This is a genomic window from Nonomuraea aridisoli (assembly GCF_003236395.1).
GTDB classification, from domain to species: Bacteria; Actinomycetota; Actinomycetes; order Streptosporangiales; family Streptosporangiaceae; genus Nonomuraea; species Nonomuraea aridisoli.
In genome coordinates this window covers 1-17,211 of the sequence record NZ_POUD01000004.1, presented here as the reverse complement: position 1 = coordinate 17,211, position 17,211 = coordinate 1, and the positions used below count along the sequence as shown (strand labels likewise).

At 71.6% G+C, this 17,211-nt stretch carries 17 protein-coding genes and 2 pseudogenes; 8 read left to right on the top strand and 11 right to left on the bottom strand.

Annotated features, from left to right (window positions below):
- The first annotated feature begins 50 nt into the window (after positions 1-50).
- Positions 51-656, top strand: a complete 606-nt coding sequence (locus C1J01_RS01780) for a dihydrofolate reductase family protein (RefSeq protein ID WP_111175279.1) — start codon at positions 51-53, stop codon at positions 654-656.
- Positions 657-698: 42 nt separating this feature from the next.
- On the opposite strand, the gene C1J01_RS01775 is transcribed toward C1J01_RS01780, so the two are convergent.
- Together C1J01_RS01775 and C1J01_RS01770 are read right to left on the bottom strand one after the other, a co-directional pair.
- Positions 699-1,601 carry a sugar phosphate isomerase/epimerase family protein gene (locus C1J01_RS01775; RefSeq protein WP_111175278.1) on the bottom strand — a complete coding sequence of 301 codons (903 nt, stop codon included), beginning with the start codon at positions 1,599-1,601 and terminating at the stop codon, positions 699-701.
- 11 nt (positions 1,602-1,612) lie between these two features.
- The gene (locus C1J01_RS01770) at positions 1,613-3,712 is read right to left on the bottom strand and encodes a PQQ-dependent sugar dehydrogenase (protein WP_220039695.1); all 2,100 of its coding nucleotides are present in this window, start codon (positions 3,710-3,712) and stop codon (positions 1,613-1,615) included.
- Between the two features lie 273 nt (positions 3,713-3,985).
- Between C1J01_RS01770 and C1J01_RS01765 the strand changes: the two genes are divergently transcribed.
- On the top strand, positions 3,986-4,369 hold the full coding sequence (locus tag C1J01_RS01765; protein WP_111175277.1) for an STAS domain-containing protein: 384 nt from the start codon (positions 3,986-3,988) through the stop codon (positions 4,367-4,369).
- A gap of 4 nt (positions 4,370-4,373) precedes the next feature.
- On the opposite strand, the pseudogene C1J01_RS01760 reads toward C1J01_RS01765, so the two are convergent.
- From C1J01_RS01760 to C1J01_RS01745, 4 genes and pseudogenes are all read right to left on the bottom strand, one after another.
- A pseudogene (locus C1J01_RS01760) lies at positions 4,374-4,596 on the bottom strand (response regulator transcription factor); the annotation flags it as partial.
- A 364-nt stretch (positions 4,597-4,960) separates the two neighbouring features.
- A pseudogene (locus C1J01_RS54045) lies at positions 4,961-5,644 on the bottom strand (histidine kinase dimerization/phosphoacceptor domain-containing protein); the annotation flags it as partial.
- 23 nt (positions 5,645-5,667) lie between these two features.
- Positions 5,668-6,255: a hypothetical protein gene (locus tag C1J01_RS01750; RefSeq protein WP_111175275.1), complete on the bottom strand. Its 588-nt coding sequence runs from the start codon at positions 6,253-6,255 to the stop codon at positions 5,668-5,670.
- A gap of 717 nt (positions 6,256-6,972) precedes the next feature.
- A complete protein-coding gene (locus C1J01_RS01745) occupies positions 6,973-7,695 on the bottom strand; it encodes a hypothetical protein (RefSeq protein ID WP_146615437.1) in 723 nt (240 codons plus the stop codon).
- Positions 7,696-8,144: 449 nt separating this feature from the next.
- Here C1J01_RS01745 and C1J01_RS01735 point away from each other — a divergent pair, with 449 nt between their 5' ends.
- The 3 genes from C1J01_RS01735 (at position 8,145) to C1J01_RS01725 (ending at position 10,802) form a co-directional block, all read left to right on the top strand.
- Complete coding sequence (locus tag C1J01_RS01735) at positions 8,145-9,191, top strand: trypsin-like serine peptidase (protein ID WP_111175272.1); 1,047 nt, start codon at positions 8,145-8,147, stop codon at positions 9,189-9,191.
- Between the two features lie 82 nt (positions 9,192-9,273).
- Entirely contained in the window at positions 9,274-10,161 is an 888-nt protein-coding gene (locus C1J01_RS01730) for a class I SAM-dependent methyltransferase (RefSeq protein ID WP_111175271.1), read from the top strand.
- A 65-nt stretch (positions 10,162-10,226) separates the two neighbouring features.
- A complete protein-coding gene (locus tag C1J01_RS01725; RefSeq protein ID WP_111175270.1) occupies positions 10,227-10,802 on the top strand; it encodes a dienelactone hydrolase family protein in 576 nt (191 codons plus the stop codon).
- On the opposite strand, the gene C1J01_RS01720 is transcribed toward C1J01_RS01725, so the two are convergent.
- Positions 10,799-11,131: a chorismate mutase gene (locus tag C1J01_RS01720; RefSeq protein ID WP_111175269.1), complete on the bottom strand. Its 333-nt coding sequence runs from the start codon at positions 11,129-11,131 to the stop codon at positions 10,799-10,801. The two genes, C1J01_RS01725 and C1J01_RS01720, sit on opposite strands and share 4 nt — an antisense overlap.
- A gap of 252 nt (positions 11,132-11,383) precedes the next feature.
- Here C1J01_RS01720 and C1J01_RS01715 point away from each other — a divergent pair, with 252 nt between their 5' ends.
- Positions 11,384-11,791 carry a DUF2267 domain-containing protein gene (locus tag C1J01_RS01715; RefSeq protein ID WP_111175268.1) on the top strand — a complete coding sequence of 136 codons (408 nt, stop codon included), beginning with the start codon at positions 11,384-11,386 and terminating at the stop codon, positions 11,789-11,791.
- Positions 11,792-11,793: 2 nt separating this feature from the next.
- Here C1J01_RS01715 and C1J01_RS01710 read toward each other — a convergent pair whose 3' ends face one another.
- The 3 genes from C1J01_RS01710 to C1J01_RS01700 all read right to left on the bottom strand — a co-directional run bounded on the left by C1J01_RS01710 (position 11,794) and on the right by C1J01_RS01700 (position 13,440).
- On the bottom strand, positions 11,794-12,042 hold the full coding sequence (locus C1J01_RS01710) for a hypothetical protein (protein ID WP_111175267.1): 249 nt from the start codon (positions 12,040-12,042) through the stop codon (positions 11,794-11,796).
- Between the two features lie 61 nt (positions 12,043-12,103).
- Positions 12,104-12,466 (bottom strand): hypothetical protein, encoded by a 363-nt coding sequence (locus C1J01_RS01705; RefSeq protein ID WP_111175266.1) that lies wholly within the window; start codon positions 12,464-12,466, stop codon positions 12,104-12,106.
- Positions 12,467-12,471: 5 nt separating this feature from the next.
- Complete coding sequence (locus C1J01_RS01700) at positions 12,472-13,440, bottom strand: DUF6221 family protein (RefSeq protein WP_111175265.1); 969 nt, start codon at positions 13,438-13,440, stop codon at positions 12,472-12,474.
- A gap of 229 nt (positions 13,441-13,669) precedes the next feature.
- Between C1J01_RS01700 and C1J01_RS01695 the strand changes: the two genes are divergently transcribed.
- Entirely contained in the window at positions 13,670-15,004 is a 1,335-nt protein-coding gene (locus tag C1J01_RS01695; RefSeq protein WP_111175264.1) for an esterase/lipase family protein, read from the top strand.
- Positions 15,005-15,097: 93 nt separating this feature from the next.
- On the opposite strand, the gene C1J01_RS01690 is transcribed toward C1J01_RS01695, so the two are convergent.
- On the bottom strand, positions 15,098-16,480 hold the full coding sequence (locus C1J01_RS01690) for a PLL family lectin (protein WP_111175263.1): 1,383 nt from the start codon (positions 16,478-16,480) through the stop codon (positions 15,098-15,100).
- 278 nt (positions 16,481-16,758) lie between these two features.
- Between C1J01_RS01690 and C1J01_RS48960 the strand changes: the two genes are divergently transcribed.
- A complete protein-coding gene (locus C1J01_RS48960; RefSeq protein ID WP_146615436.1) occupies positions 16,759-17,097 on the top strand; it encodes a hypothetical protein in 339 nt (112 codons plus the stop codon).
- Positions 17,098-17,211 lie beyond the last annotated feature (114 nt).

Sequence of the window (17,211 nt, the reverse complement as noted above, 5' to 3'; positions counted from 1 at the left end):
TGGGTCACACAGACAGCGGGGCGGACGCCCCCACCCGAGAGGAGTCGACGATGACGAGCAGGCTGGTGGTCGCGGCGTTCGTGTCGCTGGACGGTGTGATGCAGGCCCCCGGCGGCCCGAGCGAGGACGACGACAACGGCTTCCCCTACGGCGGCTGGCTCGCCCCCCACGTGGACGAGGGCTTCGGCGAGATCATGGGCGGGGTGTTCGCGAACGCGACCGGCATGCTGCTGGGCCACCGGTCGTACGACATCCTCGCCGCGCACTGGCCGGACGTCCCCGACGAGGAGGGCGCCTGGATCAACGACATGAACAAGTACGTCACCACGCGCACGCCCATGACCGCCGCGTGGCGCAACACCGAGGTGCTGGTGGGCGAGGCCGCCGAGACGGTCGCCGAGCTCAAGAAGCGCACCGACGGCGAGATCGTCACCCAGGGCAGCAGCCGGCTCATCCACTCCCTGCAGCAGGCCGGCCTGGTCGACGAGTACCGGCTGCTGGTCTTCCCCGTCGTGCTGGGCGAGGGCAAGCGGATCTTCGCCGAGGGCACGGCCGCGGCCGGCCTGAAGCTGACCGGCACGCGGACCACCGGCTCCGGCGTCGTCTACGTCACCTACGAGACGACGGGCGAGCCGGTCATCGGAAGCGTCGCCTGAGGGCGCCGAGCCCGGCACGGGGCCGGGCTCGGCGTCGTGATCTCAGTAGCGCAGGTTCCGCAGGTAGCTGTAGCCCACCTCCGACGTACGCCGCGGCGTGACGTCGGGGGTGTCGTTCTCGACGATGTACTCCCGCACGCGGTGCGCCTCGAACACGCGCCGGAAGTCGATCGTCCCGGTGCCGAGGTCGGCCATGTCGCCGTCCAGGTGCCGGTCCTTGACGTGGTACTGCAGCACGCGCTGCGGCGCGTCGCGGATCACGTCGATCGCGAAGCCCACCGGGTCCGCCGCGCCGCGGCCGACGCCGCCGGTGACCGCCCAGTAGATGTCGATCTCCAGGTGGACCAGCTTCGGGTCGAGCTCGCTCGTGAGCACGTCCCAGGGCGTCGTGCCGCCGCCGAGGTCGGTGGTGAACTCGTGGGCGTGGTTGTGGTAGCCGTAGTGCAGCCCGGCCGACCGGGCGGCCGCGGCCTCGACGTTCATCCGCTCCGCCCAGCCCTTCCAGTCGTCCAGGTTCTGGGAGTCGAGGTAGGGCACCACGATGTAGCTCTGGCCCAGGGTCAGCGCGTTGGAGATCTTCGCCTCCAGCGCCGCGTCGTCGGGGCTGATGCCGTCGTGGCTGGAGCTGGCGTGGAGGCCGAGCCCGTCGAGGAACTCACGCAGCTGCGCCGCCGTGCGCCCGAAGTAGCCGAGCGCGAGCTCGACCTTCGGGTAGCCGATCTCGGCCAGGTAGGTGAGCGTGGCGTCGTAGTCCCTGGCCAGGTCGTCGCGGACGCTGTAGATCTGCATGCTGATCTGGCCCGGGGGCACGCGCCGCCCCTTCGGCTTCTTCGGGCCGGCCGCGGCGGCGGCCGGTGACACCGAGGTGGCGGCGAACGCGGCCGCGCCGAGCCCGAGCCCCGCGGCCAGCAGGCCGCGCCTGGTCGGACGGTAGCCGTAGCACATGGGTCGATCTCCTATTCGCTGGGCCGGAGCACGGCCTGGTCGCTGCCGGTCAGCTCCGGCAGGTCGCCGGTTCCCGGGTCGGTGTACTCGGCGATGAAGACGGCGCTGAGGTTGTCGGCCTCCGGATCGTGGCCGCCGGCGGTGGTCTGGAAGCTGCCGGTGCAGCCGCGGGCCACGCTCAGGTTGTGGGTGTGATCGTCGTGGCCGAGCTCGTAGTTCACCACCACGTTGTCGCAGTCCACCGGCTGGTCGTCGGTGACCCGGACCTCGAACTCGACCACGTCGCCGAACTCGAACGGCTGGCCGGTGACCGGCCGGACCAGTTCCACGACCGGCGCTTCGTTGCCGATCACGATCCGCACCGACGTCGCCGCCGACATGCCGGCGCGGTCGCTGACCCGCAACGTGGCATCGTAGACGCCGTTCTCACTGAATGTGAACGATGCCGCGGGCTCACGCGAGTCGACCTTGCCGTCGGCGTTGAAGTCCCAGGCGTAGCTGAGCCGGTCGCCGTCGGGGTCGCTCGTGCCCTCGCTGGTGAAACTGACGGCGAGCGGGGCCTGGCCGGCCGTCACCGACGCCTGTGCGGCCGGGATCGGGCTGTGGTTGCCCGTGTGGCCGATGTAGTCGATACGGGAGAGCTGGGCCGTCTCGTTCACCTCGAAGTAGTCGTTGCCGTATTCGAGCACGTAGAGCGCCCCCTCGGGGCCGAACTCCATGTCCATCGGGGCGTCGAAGAAGACCGAGGGCAGCACGTCCTCGATCCGCCCGTCAGGGTGGAACGCCTTGATGTAGTCGCGGGTCCACTCGTAGAAGAGCGGCACACCGTCGTAGTACTCCGGCCAGGCCACGGGGTTCTTGCCGCGCGTGTCACGCCGGTCGAAGTCGTACGCCGGCCCGGCCATCGGCCCGATGCCGCCGGTCTCGAGCCCGGGGAACTCCTGCGACAGGCTGTAGCCGTACCACACGTCCGGCTGGACGACCGGGGGCAGCTCGCGCAGGCCGGTGTTGTGCGGCGACTCGTTCACGGGCGCGGCGCAGTCGAACGGCTCACCCGACTCGCCGGTCGCGAAGTCGTAGTCCACGTACGGGAGCTCCGCCGTCGCACAGTACGGCCAGCCGTAGTTGGCGGGCTCGCGGATGATCGTCCACTTGCCCTGCCCCGCCGGACCGCGCTCGGGATCGGGCTGGCGCGCGTCGGGCGAGTAGTCGGCGACGTACAGGTCACCGTTGGTCCGGTTGAGCTCGATGCGGAACGGGTTGCGCAGACCCATCGCGTAGATCTCGGGCCGGGTCTTCTCCGTGCCGGGCGCGAAGAGGTTGCCGTCCGGGATCGTGTACGAGCCGTCCTCGCCGACCTTGATGCGCAGGATCTTGCCGCGCAGGTCGTTGGTGTTGGCGGAGCTGCGCTGGGCGTCGAACGCCGGGTTGCGGTCGGCGCGCTCGTCGATCGGCGCGAAGCTGTCCGAGGCGAACGGGTTCGTGTCGTCGCCGGTCGCCAGGTAGAGCAGGCCCTTGGCGTCGAAGACGATGTCGCCGCCGACGTGGCAGCAGATGCCGCGGTCCACCGGGACCTGGAGGATCTGCTGCTCGGTGCCGAGGTCGATGGTCGAGCCGGTGAAACGGAAGCGCGACAGCTGGATGTGGCCCTTGAAGGGCTCGAAGTCCTCCGGCGTGCCGGTCTCCGGGGCGTCGCCCTCGTTGACGTCCGGCGTGTCCGGGTCGTCCTCCGGGGTGTCGAGCGGCGGGGAGTAGTAGAGGTAGATCCAGTCGTCCTTCTTGGAGCCCTTGCCGAAGCCGGGGCTCAGGGCGATGCTCTGCAGCCCCTCCTCGTCGTGCTGGTAGACGTCGATCTCCGCGGCCAGGGTGTTGAGCCCGGTCTTCGGGTCGTGCAGCCAGACCTCGCCCTGCCTGGTGGTGTGCAGGACGCGGGAGTCCGGCAGGACCGCGAGGTCCATGGGCTCGCCGGGATGATCGTTGAGCGTGACCTTCTGGAACTGGTCGTCGGGGGGTGGTGCCACGGCGGTGGTGGCCCCGGCGGCCTGCGCCACCGTGGCCGGCAGGAGGAATGCCGCAGCCGTCAACGCCGCGATCGCGGTTCTCGCTCTCACGCCTCTCCTTCGGTCTACTCGGGGGATAAGAGAGGGCAAATTAACGTGAATGTAACCCGAGTTACGCCGATCGAGTAGGGCCTAATCGCGGTCGATCACCGACCTTTCGTCTGTGATCGACTTAAGGGGAGGACAGGCCGCATGGGCGAAGATCCACTAACGAAAAAGTATTCCGGTATTCTCGTTACTCCGTTATCCTGAAAGGGCCAATCTGTCCGATCCGGTGCCGTTTGACCGACCCCGAGCGAAGGACCGCCCCGATGGGCTGAGGTGATGACCACAAGCCACGACGCCGCCCTCGACCCCCACCGCATCGCCGACCAGGCGACCGGCCCGGCTCTCAGCTGGGCACCGCCCGAACAGGTGCTGTACGTCGACCACACCCTGCGGATCACGTGCGCGATCATGCCCGGCCCCTCGGTGATCCGGCTGTCCGGCGAGATCGACGGCAGTAACAGCGCCGAGCTGCGGCGAACGCTGGAACGGGCCCGGCTCATCGACGACGAGCTGATCGTGGACCTGTCCGGGGTGACCTTCGCCGACGTCGCCGCGGTGCGCACGCTGCGCGACTTCGCCGCCGGCGGCGACGTGGAGGTGCGCGACGTCCCCCACCAGATGCGGAGACTGATGAGCCTGATCGGGCCCGCGTCGTTCTGACGGCTCAGTGCCCGCCGGGGACGGTGAGCCCGGTCTCGTACGCGGCGATCACGGCCTGCACCCGGTCACGCAGCCCCAGCTTGGTGAGCACGTTGCTGACGTGCGTCTTCACGGTGTGCTCGCTGACCACCAACTCCCGCGCGATCTCGGCGTTGGACAGGCCGCGCGCGATGAGCCGCAGCGTCTCGCGTTCGCCGGGCGGTGAGCGCGGCCAGCCGCTCCGGCGGCGGCCCGGCCTGGCGTGGGGCCGCCGCACGCGGCGGCCCGCTCGCGGATGCCGATCAGCCCGTTGCCGCCGGACGGCAGGCCCGGTCCGCGGCCCCGGCCGTCGTCGGTGATGTCGATCATGAGTTCGCGTTCCCGCCAGGTGAGGGCGATGCCGGCGCGGCCGGCGCCCGCGTGCTTGACGACGTTGGTGAGGGCTTCCTGGGTGATCCGGTACGCGGCCACCTCGGCGTCGGGCGACATCGGCCGCGGCTCGCCCGCGGTGGAGTATGTCACGTCCAGCCCGGTCGCCCGGATCTGCTCGGCCAGCGCGGGCAGGGCGGCGATCGTCGGCTGCGGCCCCCGCGGACCCTCCTCCTCCTTCAGGACGTTGAGCATGCGGCGCAACTGCTCCATCGCGTCGCGCCCGGCGGCGGCGATGGCGTCGAAGGCGGCCACGGCCCGCGCGGGATCGCGCTCCACCGCCAGCGGGCCCGCCTCGGCCTGGACCACCATGACGCTGACGGCGTGGGCCAGGATGTCGTGCATGTCGCGGGCGATCCGGGCGGCCCGCTCCTCCAGCGCCGCCGCCCGGGCGCGGGAGGCCGCGGCGGCCCGGCCGATGGCGTACGCGGCCACGAAGAGCACGATCCCGCGCATCGCGGTCTCCCACGAGCCCACCATCAGCAGTCCGCCGCCGAGCGTCACGGTCAGCAGGGCCACGCGCGTCACCCGCCCGGAGTAGGCGGCCGCCGTGTAGAGCGCCACCAGCCCGGCGTACCAGATGGGCTGGGCGGCCACCTCGTCCACCAGGTCGTAGCTCTCGCCCAGGAGGAGCGAGGTCACCAGCACGAGCGCGGGCGAGCGCCGCCGCCAGACCAGCGGCGCCGTGGCGGCGATCACGGAGACGTACCCCCACCAGTGCCAGGGTCCGCCGTGCGGGTTGTCGCGGGACAGCAGCGGCCACAGCTGGGCGACCAGCACCGCGGCAGCGAGCGCGGAGTCCACCCAGATCGGCGGCAGCGCGTTCGCCCATCGGCGCGGCCGTGCGAGAACCCGTACCTCGGACATGGCATCCCATGGTTCCGGGCGGGTCATGCGAGCGCCGCGGCGGGCCGCGCCGTCCCCTCGTCCGCCCGGCGGGCGAGCGGCAGGAAGGAGACGAGCAGGAGGACGGCGCCGACCGGGATGAGATCCTTGTCGGCGAACGGCAGGGCGAGGTCGAGCAGGACGAGCACGGGCGTCCACGCCTTGATCCGGCGCCGGGCGGCGAGCTGGACGACCAGGCCGAGCTGGGCCAGGTAGAACAGGAACGGCCCTCCGTCGTAGACCGCGAGCCGCACGCCCGGCACGCTCCGCACCTGGTCGAACAGCGGACCCATGGCGGCGTGGTCGGCGGCCATGAACCCGACGACGATGTCGATGCCGAACTGCGCGAGCAGCGTCGCGACGCCGACGGTGCCGAGCGCCGCGGTGACGGTGGCGAGCGCGTTCCGCCCGGCCATCGCCCGCATCCGCCAGAAGATCTGGACGAACAGGACGAGCGCCGCCATGAACGCGAGATGCCCGGTGGTCCAGGCCAGACCGGGGCCCCGGCTGCCGTCGAGCCCGTCGAGGATCCGGATGACGCCGTAGGCGAGCACGAGCAGCGGCGCGGCGACGAAGGAGATGCGAGGGTTCATGGCGAAGATCCTCACCGCCGCGGGCGTCGGGGCACATCGCCGGTGCGGGGGATTGCGAGCCTCCCTCACACGAGCGAGGGGAAATCCCCCGCGGCGGCGATCCGCCCCGGGCCCCGCGGCGAGCACGATGGGCGCACTGATCATCCTCTTGACCTGGAGTCATCGTGAAGAAGACGGATCACACCAGCGGCCTGCCCGCGCCCCGCCTGCCCGACTCGCTGGAGTGACCTGAGCCGGACCCTGGTCTACTGGGTGAACTCCACCGACGCCAAGGCGTCCGGCCAGAACCAGCGGACGCTCGGCATCGTCCTGGCGTCGTTCGCCGAGCGGTCCTGAGCCGTCCTGAGCCGTTCTGCGGAAATCGAACGGGGCCTTACATGCCGGCTGCGGGCGCGCCCGGGGAGGAGGGCTGCGTCCGCGGCCGGTGCAGCGCAGGGAGACCCTGTCGTTCCCCCGCGCTGCGCTTGGGTGGTCGTCGGCGTCACAAGCGCCGGTGCCGGCGCCGACGGCGCCGGGAGCGGCTGGAACTCTGGCCACCGGGACTCGACGGCGGGATCATGAGCGGCGCGATGGCCAGAAGAACGACGGCCATGGTGTCCTCCTCGCGGAAGGCAAGGGAGGCGCCGGCCGGACGGCGGCGTCGCGGAAGGCGCTCCCCGAGCCACTCTCATACCCGGGAATCGGTTACGAGAACCCCCTTCGACCTGCGGTGACGCGCTACTTCTTCCAGGGAAGCCGCCGGCCCTTGAACATCGGGCGCTTGGTCTCCCAGTAGCGCCAGCCCTCCACGCGGGAGGGGACGTTCACCAGGCCGCGCGCGACCGGGACGTGACGGCACGTGCCGAGCACCCGCCAGGCGGAGTAGCCGATGCGGTAGCCGAAGACCCGGTACCACATGTTGCCGTACTTCTTGTCGCTGATGTCACGGGTGTACTCGTGCCCGGCGAAGACCATGTGCCGCTCTTCCAGGTGCGGCAGGCCGAGCTTGCGCAGCTGGTGGACGACGTCGGCGACGTTGAGGTTCTCGAAGGCGTCGTCGGTGCGGCGGCGCTCGAACAGGCGCCGCGTATGGGTCCACGTGCGCTCGTTCTCGGTTTCCAGGAAGGCCGTCACCTCGTGCTCACGCGTGACCGTCACCGTCATCGTGCCGCCGGGACCGTCGATGAACCTGGTCCGCGGCAGGAAGAAGTTCCTCGGCGACAGGCTGTGGACGCGCCAGAAGGTGTGCGGCGAGCAGCGGCCGTGCTCCCGGTGGATGTGGACATGATGGCGGCGCCGGCGGCGGTCGTCGTCGAACACCGTCTCGGTGGGTGAGGGCGACGCCGTCGGGGTCGGGGTCGGGGTCGGCATCGGCCTCGGCCTCGCGGGCGGCATGTCGTCTTCGATGCCGAACGGGTCAGCGGCCAGTGCCGCGGGGGCGATCGTGGCGACCAGCGCCATCGCGAGGGCACCGTGTTTGGCCAGTCCCGCCGCTTTCTTCAGCGAGTGGCGCACCCTCGGCCGCGCCGAGTCGGCTGTAACTTTTGTCCGATTATCCCGGGTGAACATATACCGTTACCTTTCGGAATGCGACCCATGGTCGCGTGAGTCGCAGGCCGGCGTGCAGCCCGATTGGCCTGCCGAAACGGCCAGGCACGAGAACCATCAACGATGGTTACAGTTACGGACAGCGACCCTGTAACGCCACGCCGTATCCGAATTTCCCCTCCGAGGAAAGAAGCCGGAAAGAGCATCACCATCCGGCCCCAGACTGCCTTTCTCCTCACGGTCGGTGTCGGCACTCATGCGCTCCGTGATAGTGCTATATCGGCATGAGCAGGAATTGAGGAATATGGCGGTGACCGTACGTACCTCCGAGCGGCAGATTCCGCGTTTCGGGAGGTACGTCAATGCACCGCAGAGCCGCCCTGCTCATCGCCGCCGCGCTCGCCCTGACCTGCGCGCCGGCGCTCCCGGGCACCGCTCAGGCCGCCGCAGGCCCCGACCCCAGGCCCGCCCGATGGAGCGCCACGGACTCCTGGTCGGAACGCAGGACCGTGCTGCGGTACTGGACCTCGCAGCGCATGCGGGCGGCGCAGCCGCTGGACGCGCCCCCGCCCCGGCGCGCGACCTCGTCGAACGGCCCGTCCCGCGGCACGCCCTGGGCCTCCCGGGGCACGGCGGCCACCACGACCCGCTCCACGCCGTGGACCTACCAGAGCTCCTCGGCCACCACGGGGCGCACGGCGCTCGCCGCCGCGGTGCCGAACAGCTCCGGGCTCACCTGGGAGGACGGCGGCGCCGTCGTGCGCACCGTGGGGCGGGTCTTCTTCACTACCGCCGACGGCCGCAACTCCTCCTGCTCCGGGACGGCGGTGACCAGCGCCAACGAGAGCGTCGTGATGACCGCCGGGCACTGCGTGAAGCTCGACGGCGCAGCCCACCGCAACTGGGTGTTCGTCCCCGCCTTCGACGACGGCCGGCGGCCGTTCGGGACGTGGGCGGCCTCGCGCATGCTGACCACGCGGCAGTGGAACGACCAGGAGGACATCAACTTCGACGTGGCAGCCGTCGTCGTCGCCCCGCTGAACGGCCGGACGCTGACCGACGTCGTCGGCGGCCAGGGCGTGGCGTTCAACCAGCCGCGCGGCCGGCAGAACTACGCCTTCGGCTACCCGGCGGCCGAGCCGTTCGACGGGTCCGACCTGATCTACTGCAGCGGGCAGGCGTTCGACGACACCGTGCAGACCCGCGACCAGGGGCTGCGCTGCGGCATGACGGGCGGGTCCAGCGGCGGTCCGTGGTTCCAGGGCTTCGACGAGTCCACGGGGCAGGGCTGGCTCAACTCGGTCAACAGCTTCACCTACACCTTCGCCCCGAACTTCATGTTCGGCCCCTTCTTCGGGAACGAGGCGATGGCGGTCTACCAGGCGGCCCAGAACGCCGACGTCACCTGACCCGGCCGGCTCGGGCCCGGACGCGGGCCCGAGCCCGATATTCGGTGGCATCCGGCCGGTGCGCCCGGTTAGCGTCCCTCTGATGATGTACGAGCATCCGCTGGCGTACGTGCTGGGGCTGCAGGGCATGGCCCTGATGCGGTCGTTCACCGGAGAGCACGGGCGTGCGTTCGTCGAGGCGCGCGTCGCGGAGATCCGCAAGCTGCTCGACGACGAGTCGCTGGCCGGCGCGGGCGTGGAGGTCGCCCGCGTGGACACGGTCGACGGCTACCGCATCTGGTCCAAGACGTACGACGGGCCCAACTCGGCGTTCGACTACGACGAGCCCATCGTCAACGAGATCGTGGCGGAGCTGCCCGCGGGGGTCGCGCTCGACGCGGCCTGCGGCACCGGCCGGTTCGCGGCGGCGCTGGCCGGGCGGGGTCATCGGGTGCTCGGCGTGGACAGCTCGCCCGACATGCTGGAGCGGGCCCGCGTACGCGTGCCGGACGGCGACTTCCGCCTCGGCGACCTGCGCCGCCTGCCGGTGGACGACGGCTCGGTGGACCTGGTGGTCTGCTCGCTGGCGCTGGCCCACGTGCCCGACCTCGACCCGGTGCTGGCCGAGTTCGCCCGGGTGCTGCGGCCGGGCGGTCACGTGATCACCTCCGACATCCATCCCGAGGGGGTGGCGCGCGGCGTCGTCCCGCCCGTACGGCTGGCCGACGGGTCGCCGGGGCGGGTGGCGACGTACCACCACCGGACCGGCGACTACGTGCGCGCGGCGTTGCGGGCGGGGCTGGCCGTGCGGCGCTGCGAGGAGCCGTCGCCGGCAGCCGATCCGGACGACCCGCCGGAGCGCGGGCCCGCGAGTCTCGTGCCGTGGGAGCTGTGGCCGTGGTCCCTGGTCGGCTTCGCGCCGGAGGCGGCGCGGGCGGCCGTCGAGGGCTCGCCGGCGCTGATCGTCTGGCACTTTCAGCTGCCCGCGTAGGGGCGTACGCCGAGGCCCTGGCCGTGACATACTCTTCGAAAACCTGATCGAACCGAGGAGGCGGCATGGCCGACGTCCTGCTGTTCCATCACGCGCACGGGCTCACGCCGGGGATGCGCTCGTTCGCCGGCGTGCTGGAGGCGGCCGGCCACACCGTGCACCTGCCTGACCTGTACGACGGCCGGGTCTTCGACACGTCGGCGGAGGGCGTCGCCCACGCCCAGGAAATCGGCTTCGGCACGCTGATCGAGCGCGGCCGGGCCGCCGCCGAGGGGTTGCCCGCCGGGCTGGTCCTGGCCGGCTACTCGCTCGGCGTGCTGCCCGCGCAGCTGCTGGCCCAGACGCGTCCCGGGGCGAAGGGCGCGCTGCTGATCGAAGGCTGCGTGCCCGTCTCCGAGTTCGGCGAGGCGTGGCCCGGCGACGTCCCGGTGCAGGTGCACGGCATGGAGTCCGATCCGGTCTTCGCCGGCGAGGGCGACCTCGACGCGGCCCGCGCCCTGGTCGAGTCGGCCCCCGACGCCGAGCTGTTCCTCTACGCCGGAGACCGCCACGGCTTCGCCGACCCGAGCCTGCCCTCCTACGACGAGCAGGCCGCCGCGCTGCTCACCGAGCGCGTGCTCGCCTTCCTCGCCCGGGTCTAATTGCCGCGCGCGGCGGCCGCTATCAGCTCGTGGTGCCTGACCACCTCGGCGATGATGAAATTCAGGAACCGCTCGGCGAAGACGGGGTCGAGTTTCGACTCCTCCGCGAGCGCGCGCAGCCGGCGAATTTGTGCCGCCTCACGCTCGGGATCGGCGGGCGGCAACTGATATCGGGCCTTGAGCCGGCCGACCTCTTGGGTGCACTTGAACCGCTCGGCCAGCAGGTGGACGAGGGCGGCGTCGAGGTTGTCGATGCTGTCGCGCAGCCGGTGCAGCTCCTGCTGCACGTAGACGTCCTGATCTACCTGGCCTTCAGTGCCTTTTTCCACAAAATACCCCTTGAGACGCTACACGGCTCAATAAGGGGCAATTTTATCATAAAAACGGACATTGCGTCGAACATGGGTGTGGAATCAGTAAAGAACCATGCCGGAAAAGGCCGCCGGGCGAGCGGCTCCGCGGAGTCGTTTCCGTATAGTCGCGACGGGTATGCGCGCGGGGAGGGCCGCCCGCCACAGCGGGCGGATACTCGTCTCAGGAAATCCACGCACAGGGCAGACACCAAGCCGTGTGGAGGAATCGTGCAACACGACGAATTCATCGGAAAGGTACAGGCACGCGCACACCTCGGCGCTCGTGACCAGGCCGAGCGGGCGTGCAGGGCGACGTTGGAGACGCTCGGCGAGCGCATCACCGAAGGGCTCGCCGACCACCTGGCCGCCCAGTTGCCCCACGAGATCGGCGAGCACCTCCGGCGTACGGAGGTCCTCGGCGGCCTCGGCTCGGGGCAACATTTCGGACGGGAGGAGTTCGTGCAACGAGTAGCCGACCGCGCCGGGGTCGACACGTCGCGGGCGACCTACCTGGCGCGGGTGGTGCTGGAGGTGACCGAGGAGGCGACGCAGGGCAAGATCATGGACAAGGTCCGCGACAGCCTGTCACAGGACCTGCGCCATCTGGCATCGGCCGGCAGCCAGGGTCACCTCTGAGCTCAGCCGCCCAGGTCGCGGACGACGTTGTCCAGCCGATGGGCCAGGTCGTCGAGCACCTGGTCCGTCGGGGCGCCGTCCGGCACGTGGGGCAGCATGTCGTCACGCCGGGCGATGACGAGACCCTTGTGGGCGTCGTCCACCTCCCCGCCCGGCAGGACCACGCAGTCCCCCCGGACGAACACCAGCGTGGCGTCCGGATCGTCCGACTCCAGCAGTCGCCGTACGCATTCACGATCGATCAGCGGCATTGCGGGCTCCTTGTCGTATGCCGTCCAGCAGGGCGAATACCCAGCCGAACGGGGTGAAACCTCAGCCGAAGGTGGGCGGCCCGCCGTTCGAGCGGGTACGCCGCACGCCGTACGCGACCAGGCCGAAAGCGGCCGCCAGCGCCACCACGGCGGGCACGATCGCCAGCAGCGGGCGCCCGGCGATCAGCGCCAGCACGGTCAGCACCACCCCCGCGAGCAGCACCAGGCCGGTCACGAGCAGGGTCACGCTGAGCCTGTTGGAGGGCGGCGGAGACTCGTCCCAGTCTCCCCGGCCCGCGCCGGACACGTCCGGCACGCCGGTGTCGCTCACCTGCCCCGTCTCGCTGACGTCCTCGGGCGCCGGCGGTTCCTTCAGCACGGGAGCGAAGAACTCGTCGTCGGGATGGTCGTCCCGTCTCGTCATGCCTGTCATCCCCTCTTCGGTTCGCCGCCGGGCTCTGCTTCGCCGACCGGCGGCAGCGCCCATTCGTCGCGCCAGCCGGGACGGCACCGGTAACCGGTCGCGAGGAGCCGTACGGACCGGCAGGGCACCCCCGACCAGCACTCCTCGCAGTCACGGCCGTGGAAGGCCAGCAGCGCCAGCGCGGCCTCGCAGCGGGCGATCACGTCGGCCGGGTCGTGCAGCGCGACGTGGATGGCCTCGACGGGCTGCAGCAGGTCGCCCTCGCGGAACCCGATCGCCTCGACGCCGCGCTCCTCGTCGAACTCCAGCCGGTTGCCCTCGTGGGCGGGCACGTACCGCCAGGCGCGTCCGCCGGCGCTCTCGGCCGTCGCCTTGTCGGCCTCGATCTGGGTGCGCAGCCACTCCGGCATCGCACCGGCGTCGCCGCCGCCCTCCAGCTCGCGCAGGAACGGCGCGACGATCGTGTTCAGCTCGGCCACGAGCGCTTCGAGCGAGGCCTGCGCGTCGTCCAGGTTCGGCAGCCCCGCGGCCCTGGCGTGCGTGGGCGTGGGCAGCCGGTCCGGGGGCACCGGCACACGCAGCTCCAGCGTGGTGAGCGCGGTCTGCCGCTCGTACGGGGGCGGCGCGTACGTCCGGTCGTCGCCGCCCTCGTGCTGCCAGCCCGCCCAGCCGGCGGGCACCCGCACCGGGGCGGGCACGGCCAGCTCGACCACCGCCAGCAGGCCCTTGGCCTCCTCCGGCCGGCGGCAGGCCGCGTCCAGCACCCGGGAGTGGCGCCGTACGTACGGGAACTCGGCGGCGGGGCGGGTGGCTGCCTCCCAGGCGGCCGCGGCGAAGTGCGCCGGGTCGAGCGTCACGCCGCCCGCGCCCTGCTCCCCTTCCGCGTCCGCGAACGCGTGCCGCCACCTGCGCAACTCCTCGCCGTAACGCTCCTGCGTCCCTTCGTGGGTGGCGTCGATCCAGAACGCCTGCATGACTCCCCCGAGCTGCTCGCTGCCGCTGTCCCTCCTGCCCCCCTGCCCCCGGTCGGCGGGGTGTCACGCGTCGGCCTGCGAAACGGCGCATACCTCATCTGACCTGCGAAAACACGATACGGGAAGATGACCGTGCCACTGCATTCCGTCCCCGTTCCGTCACTGAACGTCACCGTAGTGTGGCGTCAGTGGCCCCAGTCGGCCGCGCAGCGTAGCGAGAGGAACGATCATGGCGCAGGAACCGAGAATCGACGTCGAGACCAGAGCCCAGGGCATCAGGAACAGCCTGAGCGACGAGCAGGGCGAGCAGATCGCCGACGCGTTCGGCTGGCAGGGAGTCTGGTTCTCCGCCGAGCGGGACGGGGACGCCGACACCCGCAGGCCTGAGACGACCTGGGAGCTGACCGGCGACCGCCCGCACCAGGGCGTCACCGCCAAGGGACGGGCCGCCGTCCACCTGGCCGAGGGCCACCGCACGCTCACCCGGCCGCTGATCCTGGCCGACGGCTTCGGCCACGGGCCGAGCGACCTGGACGCCCTGTGGCGGCACTTCAACACGCCGTACCAGGACGGCAGGCCCGGCTTCCTGGACCGGCTCCGCGCGATGGGCATCGACGTCGTCCTGCTGGGCTTCAACCAGCGGCACACCTACCTGCAGGCCAACGCCGCCGTCGCGGTCAGCTGCGTGCAGCGCGTCCTCGCCGAGCGGGCCGGAGACGCCCCGCTGGTGGTCGGCGGCGTCAGCATGGGCGGCATGGTCACCCGGTACGCCCTGGCCCGCATGGAGGCCGACGGCCTCGACCACCAGACCGACAAGTACTTCTCCTACGACACGCCGCACCTCGGCGCCTGGATCCCGCTGGTGCTCCAGCAGCTGGCGTACCTGCACGAGGCGCTGCAGCCGCCGGTGGGCGGCGAGCCCGGCCAGGCCGAGCTGATCCGCAGCCCGGCCGCGCAGCAGCTGCTGTGGGGCTGGGTCGACAGCGCCGACTACTCGGGGCCGGTGACCGCCAACCCGCTGCGCCAGGAGTTCCTGGACGACCTGCGCCGCGTCGGCTGGTTCCCGATGCGGCCGTACAAGCTGGGGCTGGCGAGCGGGCTCGGCACCGGCACCGGCCTGGACCTGGGGCCGGGCACGCCGGTCTTCGACCTGCAGTCCGCCGATCTCCAGCTCACCGCCCGCGTCCAGCCGGACGGCGGCGCCCTGGAGAACATCGGCACCATCAAGCTCGGCCCGCCGGTGTGGACGAGCGCCACCTCCCACGTCGCCGCGTGGGACGGCGCCCCCGGCGGCACGCTCGACTCGTGGGGGCGGGTCGCCGACGCGATGGGGCTGCCGATCCAGGAGCGGCTGCGCGACAGCTGCTTCGTCCCGACCGTCAGCGCGATCGCGCTGGCCCGTGACCCGTACCGGTGGCAGGCCGACCTCTACCGGGACCTCAGGGACCTGCCCAAGGACGAGACGCTGCTGGACGCGTTCTGCTGCGACACCGCCAACCGCGCGCACGGCGCGGTGTCCAAGCCGCTGATCGAGTGGTTCCTGGAGCAGCTCGCCGGCTGGTAGGTCACGGACACGAAAGTGCCGGCCCGCCTCGCGCGAGCCGGCACTTTCTTCGTCCCAGCCCTTCGTCCCAGCCCTTCGTCTCAGCCCTTCGTCTCAGCCGCGGTGGACACAGAGCAGCTGGTCGTGGCTGGCGTTCCGGTCGCGGTAGGCGATGACCGCCGGACGCTCGGAGGTGCGGTGCCCTGGCACCTGCTCGTCGGCGGTCCAGGCGGCGCCGTCGAACGCGGCCCACCACAGGTTGTGGTCGAAGGCGCCGCGGTGCATGCAGAACAGCCGGTCCTTGAAGACGGTCAGCGCCGGGGCCTGCGCCGTGTGGTGGCGCGGCAGCTTCTGGTCGGGGCTCCACTCCGAGCCGTCCCAGCGGGTCCACCACAACGACGCGTCGTCGCCGGCGCCGCGGTGCACGCAGTAGAGGTGGCCGCGGTAGACCGCCAGCGCCGGGGCCTTCGCGGTGTGGTGGCCGGGCAGCTTCTGGTCGGGCGTCCACGTCGAGCCGTCCCAGCGGGTCCACCACAGCGAGGTGTCGTCGCCGGCGCCGCGGTGCACGCAGTAGAGCTGCCCGTCGTAGGCGGCCAGGGCCGGGGCCTCGTCGGTGAAGTGGCCGGGGAACCGCTCGTCCGGCGTCCAGGCGGAGCCGTCCCAGCGGGTCCACCACAGCGAGGTGTCGTCGCCCGCGCCGCGGTGCACGCAGTAGAGCTGCCCGTCGTAGGCCGTCAGCGACGGAGCCGCGTCGGTGAGGTGGCTCGGGAACCGTTCGTCCTCGCGCCAGCCCTCCTCGGCGTCGTAGGCCGTCCACCACAGGGCGGAGTCGCCGGCGACGCCGCGGTGGACGAGGTGGAGCCGGTCCTGGAACACCGCGAGCGCCGCGCCCGACACGTCGAAGTGCTCGACGAACCGCTGCGCCGGGCTCCAGCCCTCCCCCGGCTCGTGGACGGTCCAGTAGAGCCGGGCGTCGGTCGGGATGCGGCCGTCCTGGCGGGCGGGGACGAGCATGCCGGGGGCGGTCCAGGGAGAGACCAGCTTGACGCCGTACGGGCGGGCGATGGAGGCGATCCAGTCGGCCTTGGCGCGTACGCTGCGCTCGACCACGGGGGCCACCCACGCGCCGAGCATGATGCCCGCGATCTCGCCGACGAGCTGGGGGATCTCGGCCGACAGCAGGGCGGCCGACTCGTTGAGGCGGATCTCGTAGCCCCACCACCGGGCGACCGGCCACACCTCGGCACCCATGGTGCGCAGCTCCTGCTGGAGCCGCTGCACGCGCGCCCGCTCCTCATCCGGGAGCCCGATGATGCGGCGCTCGGCCTCGCGCCGGGCCTCCACCGCCTCGCGGGCGGGGGCGTTGTCCAGCAGCTCGGTCTCGACCGCCACGTCGACGGCCGCGGCGGCCACGGGGTCGTCCTGAACGTGCAGCAGCGCGGCCTCGCCGTCCAGTGTGTCGATCCGTACCTCGTCGGCCCGGGTCTCGTCAGTCATTCCAGCCCCCCTGGAGCGATAGATGCGCGAACTTCCGCCATCGTAACTTTGGGTCGTGGTTCGATTACTCTAAGGCTGGATTGTTCCGGGTAAAGCCCAGGCGTAGCCTCCCGTCGTATTTGCGCTTCCTTTCAGGCGAGCAGATCCCGCCGGGCGAACGCGGCCGCGCCGACGGCGACGAGGGCCCCAGGGCGGTCACCCAGGACACGACCCGCCCCCCGTGAAGCCGCCACGCCAGCCCGGCGGTGCCGCGCAGCCGGCCCCGTACCGGTCCGCCGGTGCCGGCGCGGTCGCGCAGCAGACCGGCCCCCAGCTCCCTGCGCCCCGCCACGACGTACGTGACCGCGACGGCCGCGACGGCGATGGCCAGCGGGACGAGAAGCACCCACCACCGCCCGGCCCCGTACGGCGCGGCGACACGCATCCACCCCACCGGGAACCACCTCACCGCGTCCTGCGGCACCACCAGGCCCGGCACGACGCCCGTCGTCTCGCCGCAGGCGTCCATCGACCGTTCGAACGCCCGCCTGGAGCGGCTCGCCGCCGCGCTCGCGAGCGCCTGCGAGATCGACCGGATGACCGCGTACGCGATGGTGGGGCGGCGATCGGGGCGGTGAGCGCGACGGCGGCCGTCGCCATGTCCGAAGGCAAGCCCGACGAGGAAACCCTCACCGCCGCCACCACCGCCTGCCGCCAAGCCCTGTCCGGCTTCTGCCCACCCCTCCCACCAC

Coding starts and splice junctions, on each gene's coding strand:
- C1J01_RS01780 (WP_111175279.1), top strand. CDS start 51: ATGACGAGCAGGCTGGTGGTCGCGGCGTTCGTGTCGCTGGACGGTGTG.
- C1J01_RS01775 (WP_111175278.1), bottom strand. CDS start 1,601: ATGTGCTACGGCTACCGTCCGACCAGGCGCGGCCTGCTGGCCGCGGGG.
- C1J01_RS01765 (WP_111175277.1), top strand. CDS start 3,986: ATGACCACAAGCCACGACGCCGCCCTCGACCCCCACCGCATCGCCGAC.
- C1J01_RS01750 (WP_111175275.1), bottom strand. CDS start 6,255: ATGAACCCTCGCATCTCCTTCGTCGCCGCGCCGCTGCTCGTGCTCGCC.
- C1J01_RS01745 (WP_146615437.1), bottom strand. CDS start 7,695: ATGGCGCTGGTCGCCACGATCGCCCCCGCGGCACTGGCCGCTGACCCG.
- C1J01_RS01735 (WP_111175272.1), top strand. CDS start 8,145: ATGCACCGCAGAGCCGCCCTGCTCATCGCCGCCGCGCTCGCCCTGACC.
- C1J01_RS01730 (WP_111175271.1), top strand. CDS start 9,274: ATGATGTACGAGCATCCGCTGGCGTACGTGCTGGGGCTGCAGGGCATG.
- C1J01_RS01725 (WP_111175270.1), top strand. CDS start 10,227: ATGGCCGACGTCCTGCTGTTCCATCACGCGCACGGGCTCACGCCGGGG.
- C1J01_RS01710 (WP_111175267.1), bottom strand. CDS start 12,042: ATGCCGCTGATCGATCGTGAATGCGTACGGCGACTGCTGGAGTCGGAC.
- C1J01_RS01705 (WP_111175266.1), bottom strand. CDS start 12,466: ATGACGAGACGGGACGACCATCCCGACGACGAGTTCTTCGCTCCCGTG.
- C1J01_RS01700 (WP_111175265.1), bottom strand. CDS start 13,440: ATGCAGGCGTTCTGGATCGACGCCACCCACGAAGGGACGCAGGAGCGT.
- C1J01_RS01695 (WP_111175264.1), top strand. CDS start 13,670: ATGGCGCAGGAACCGAGAATCGACGTCGAGACCAGAGCCCAGGGCATC.
- C1J01_RS01690 (WP_111175263.1), bottom strand. CDS start 16,480: ATGACTGACGAGACCCGGGCCGACGAGGTACGGATCGACACACTGGAC.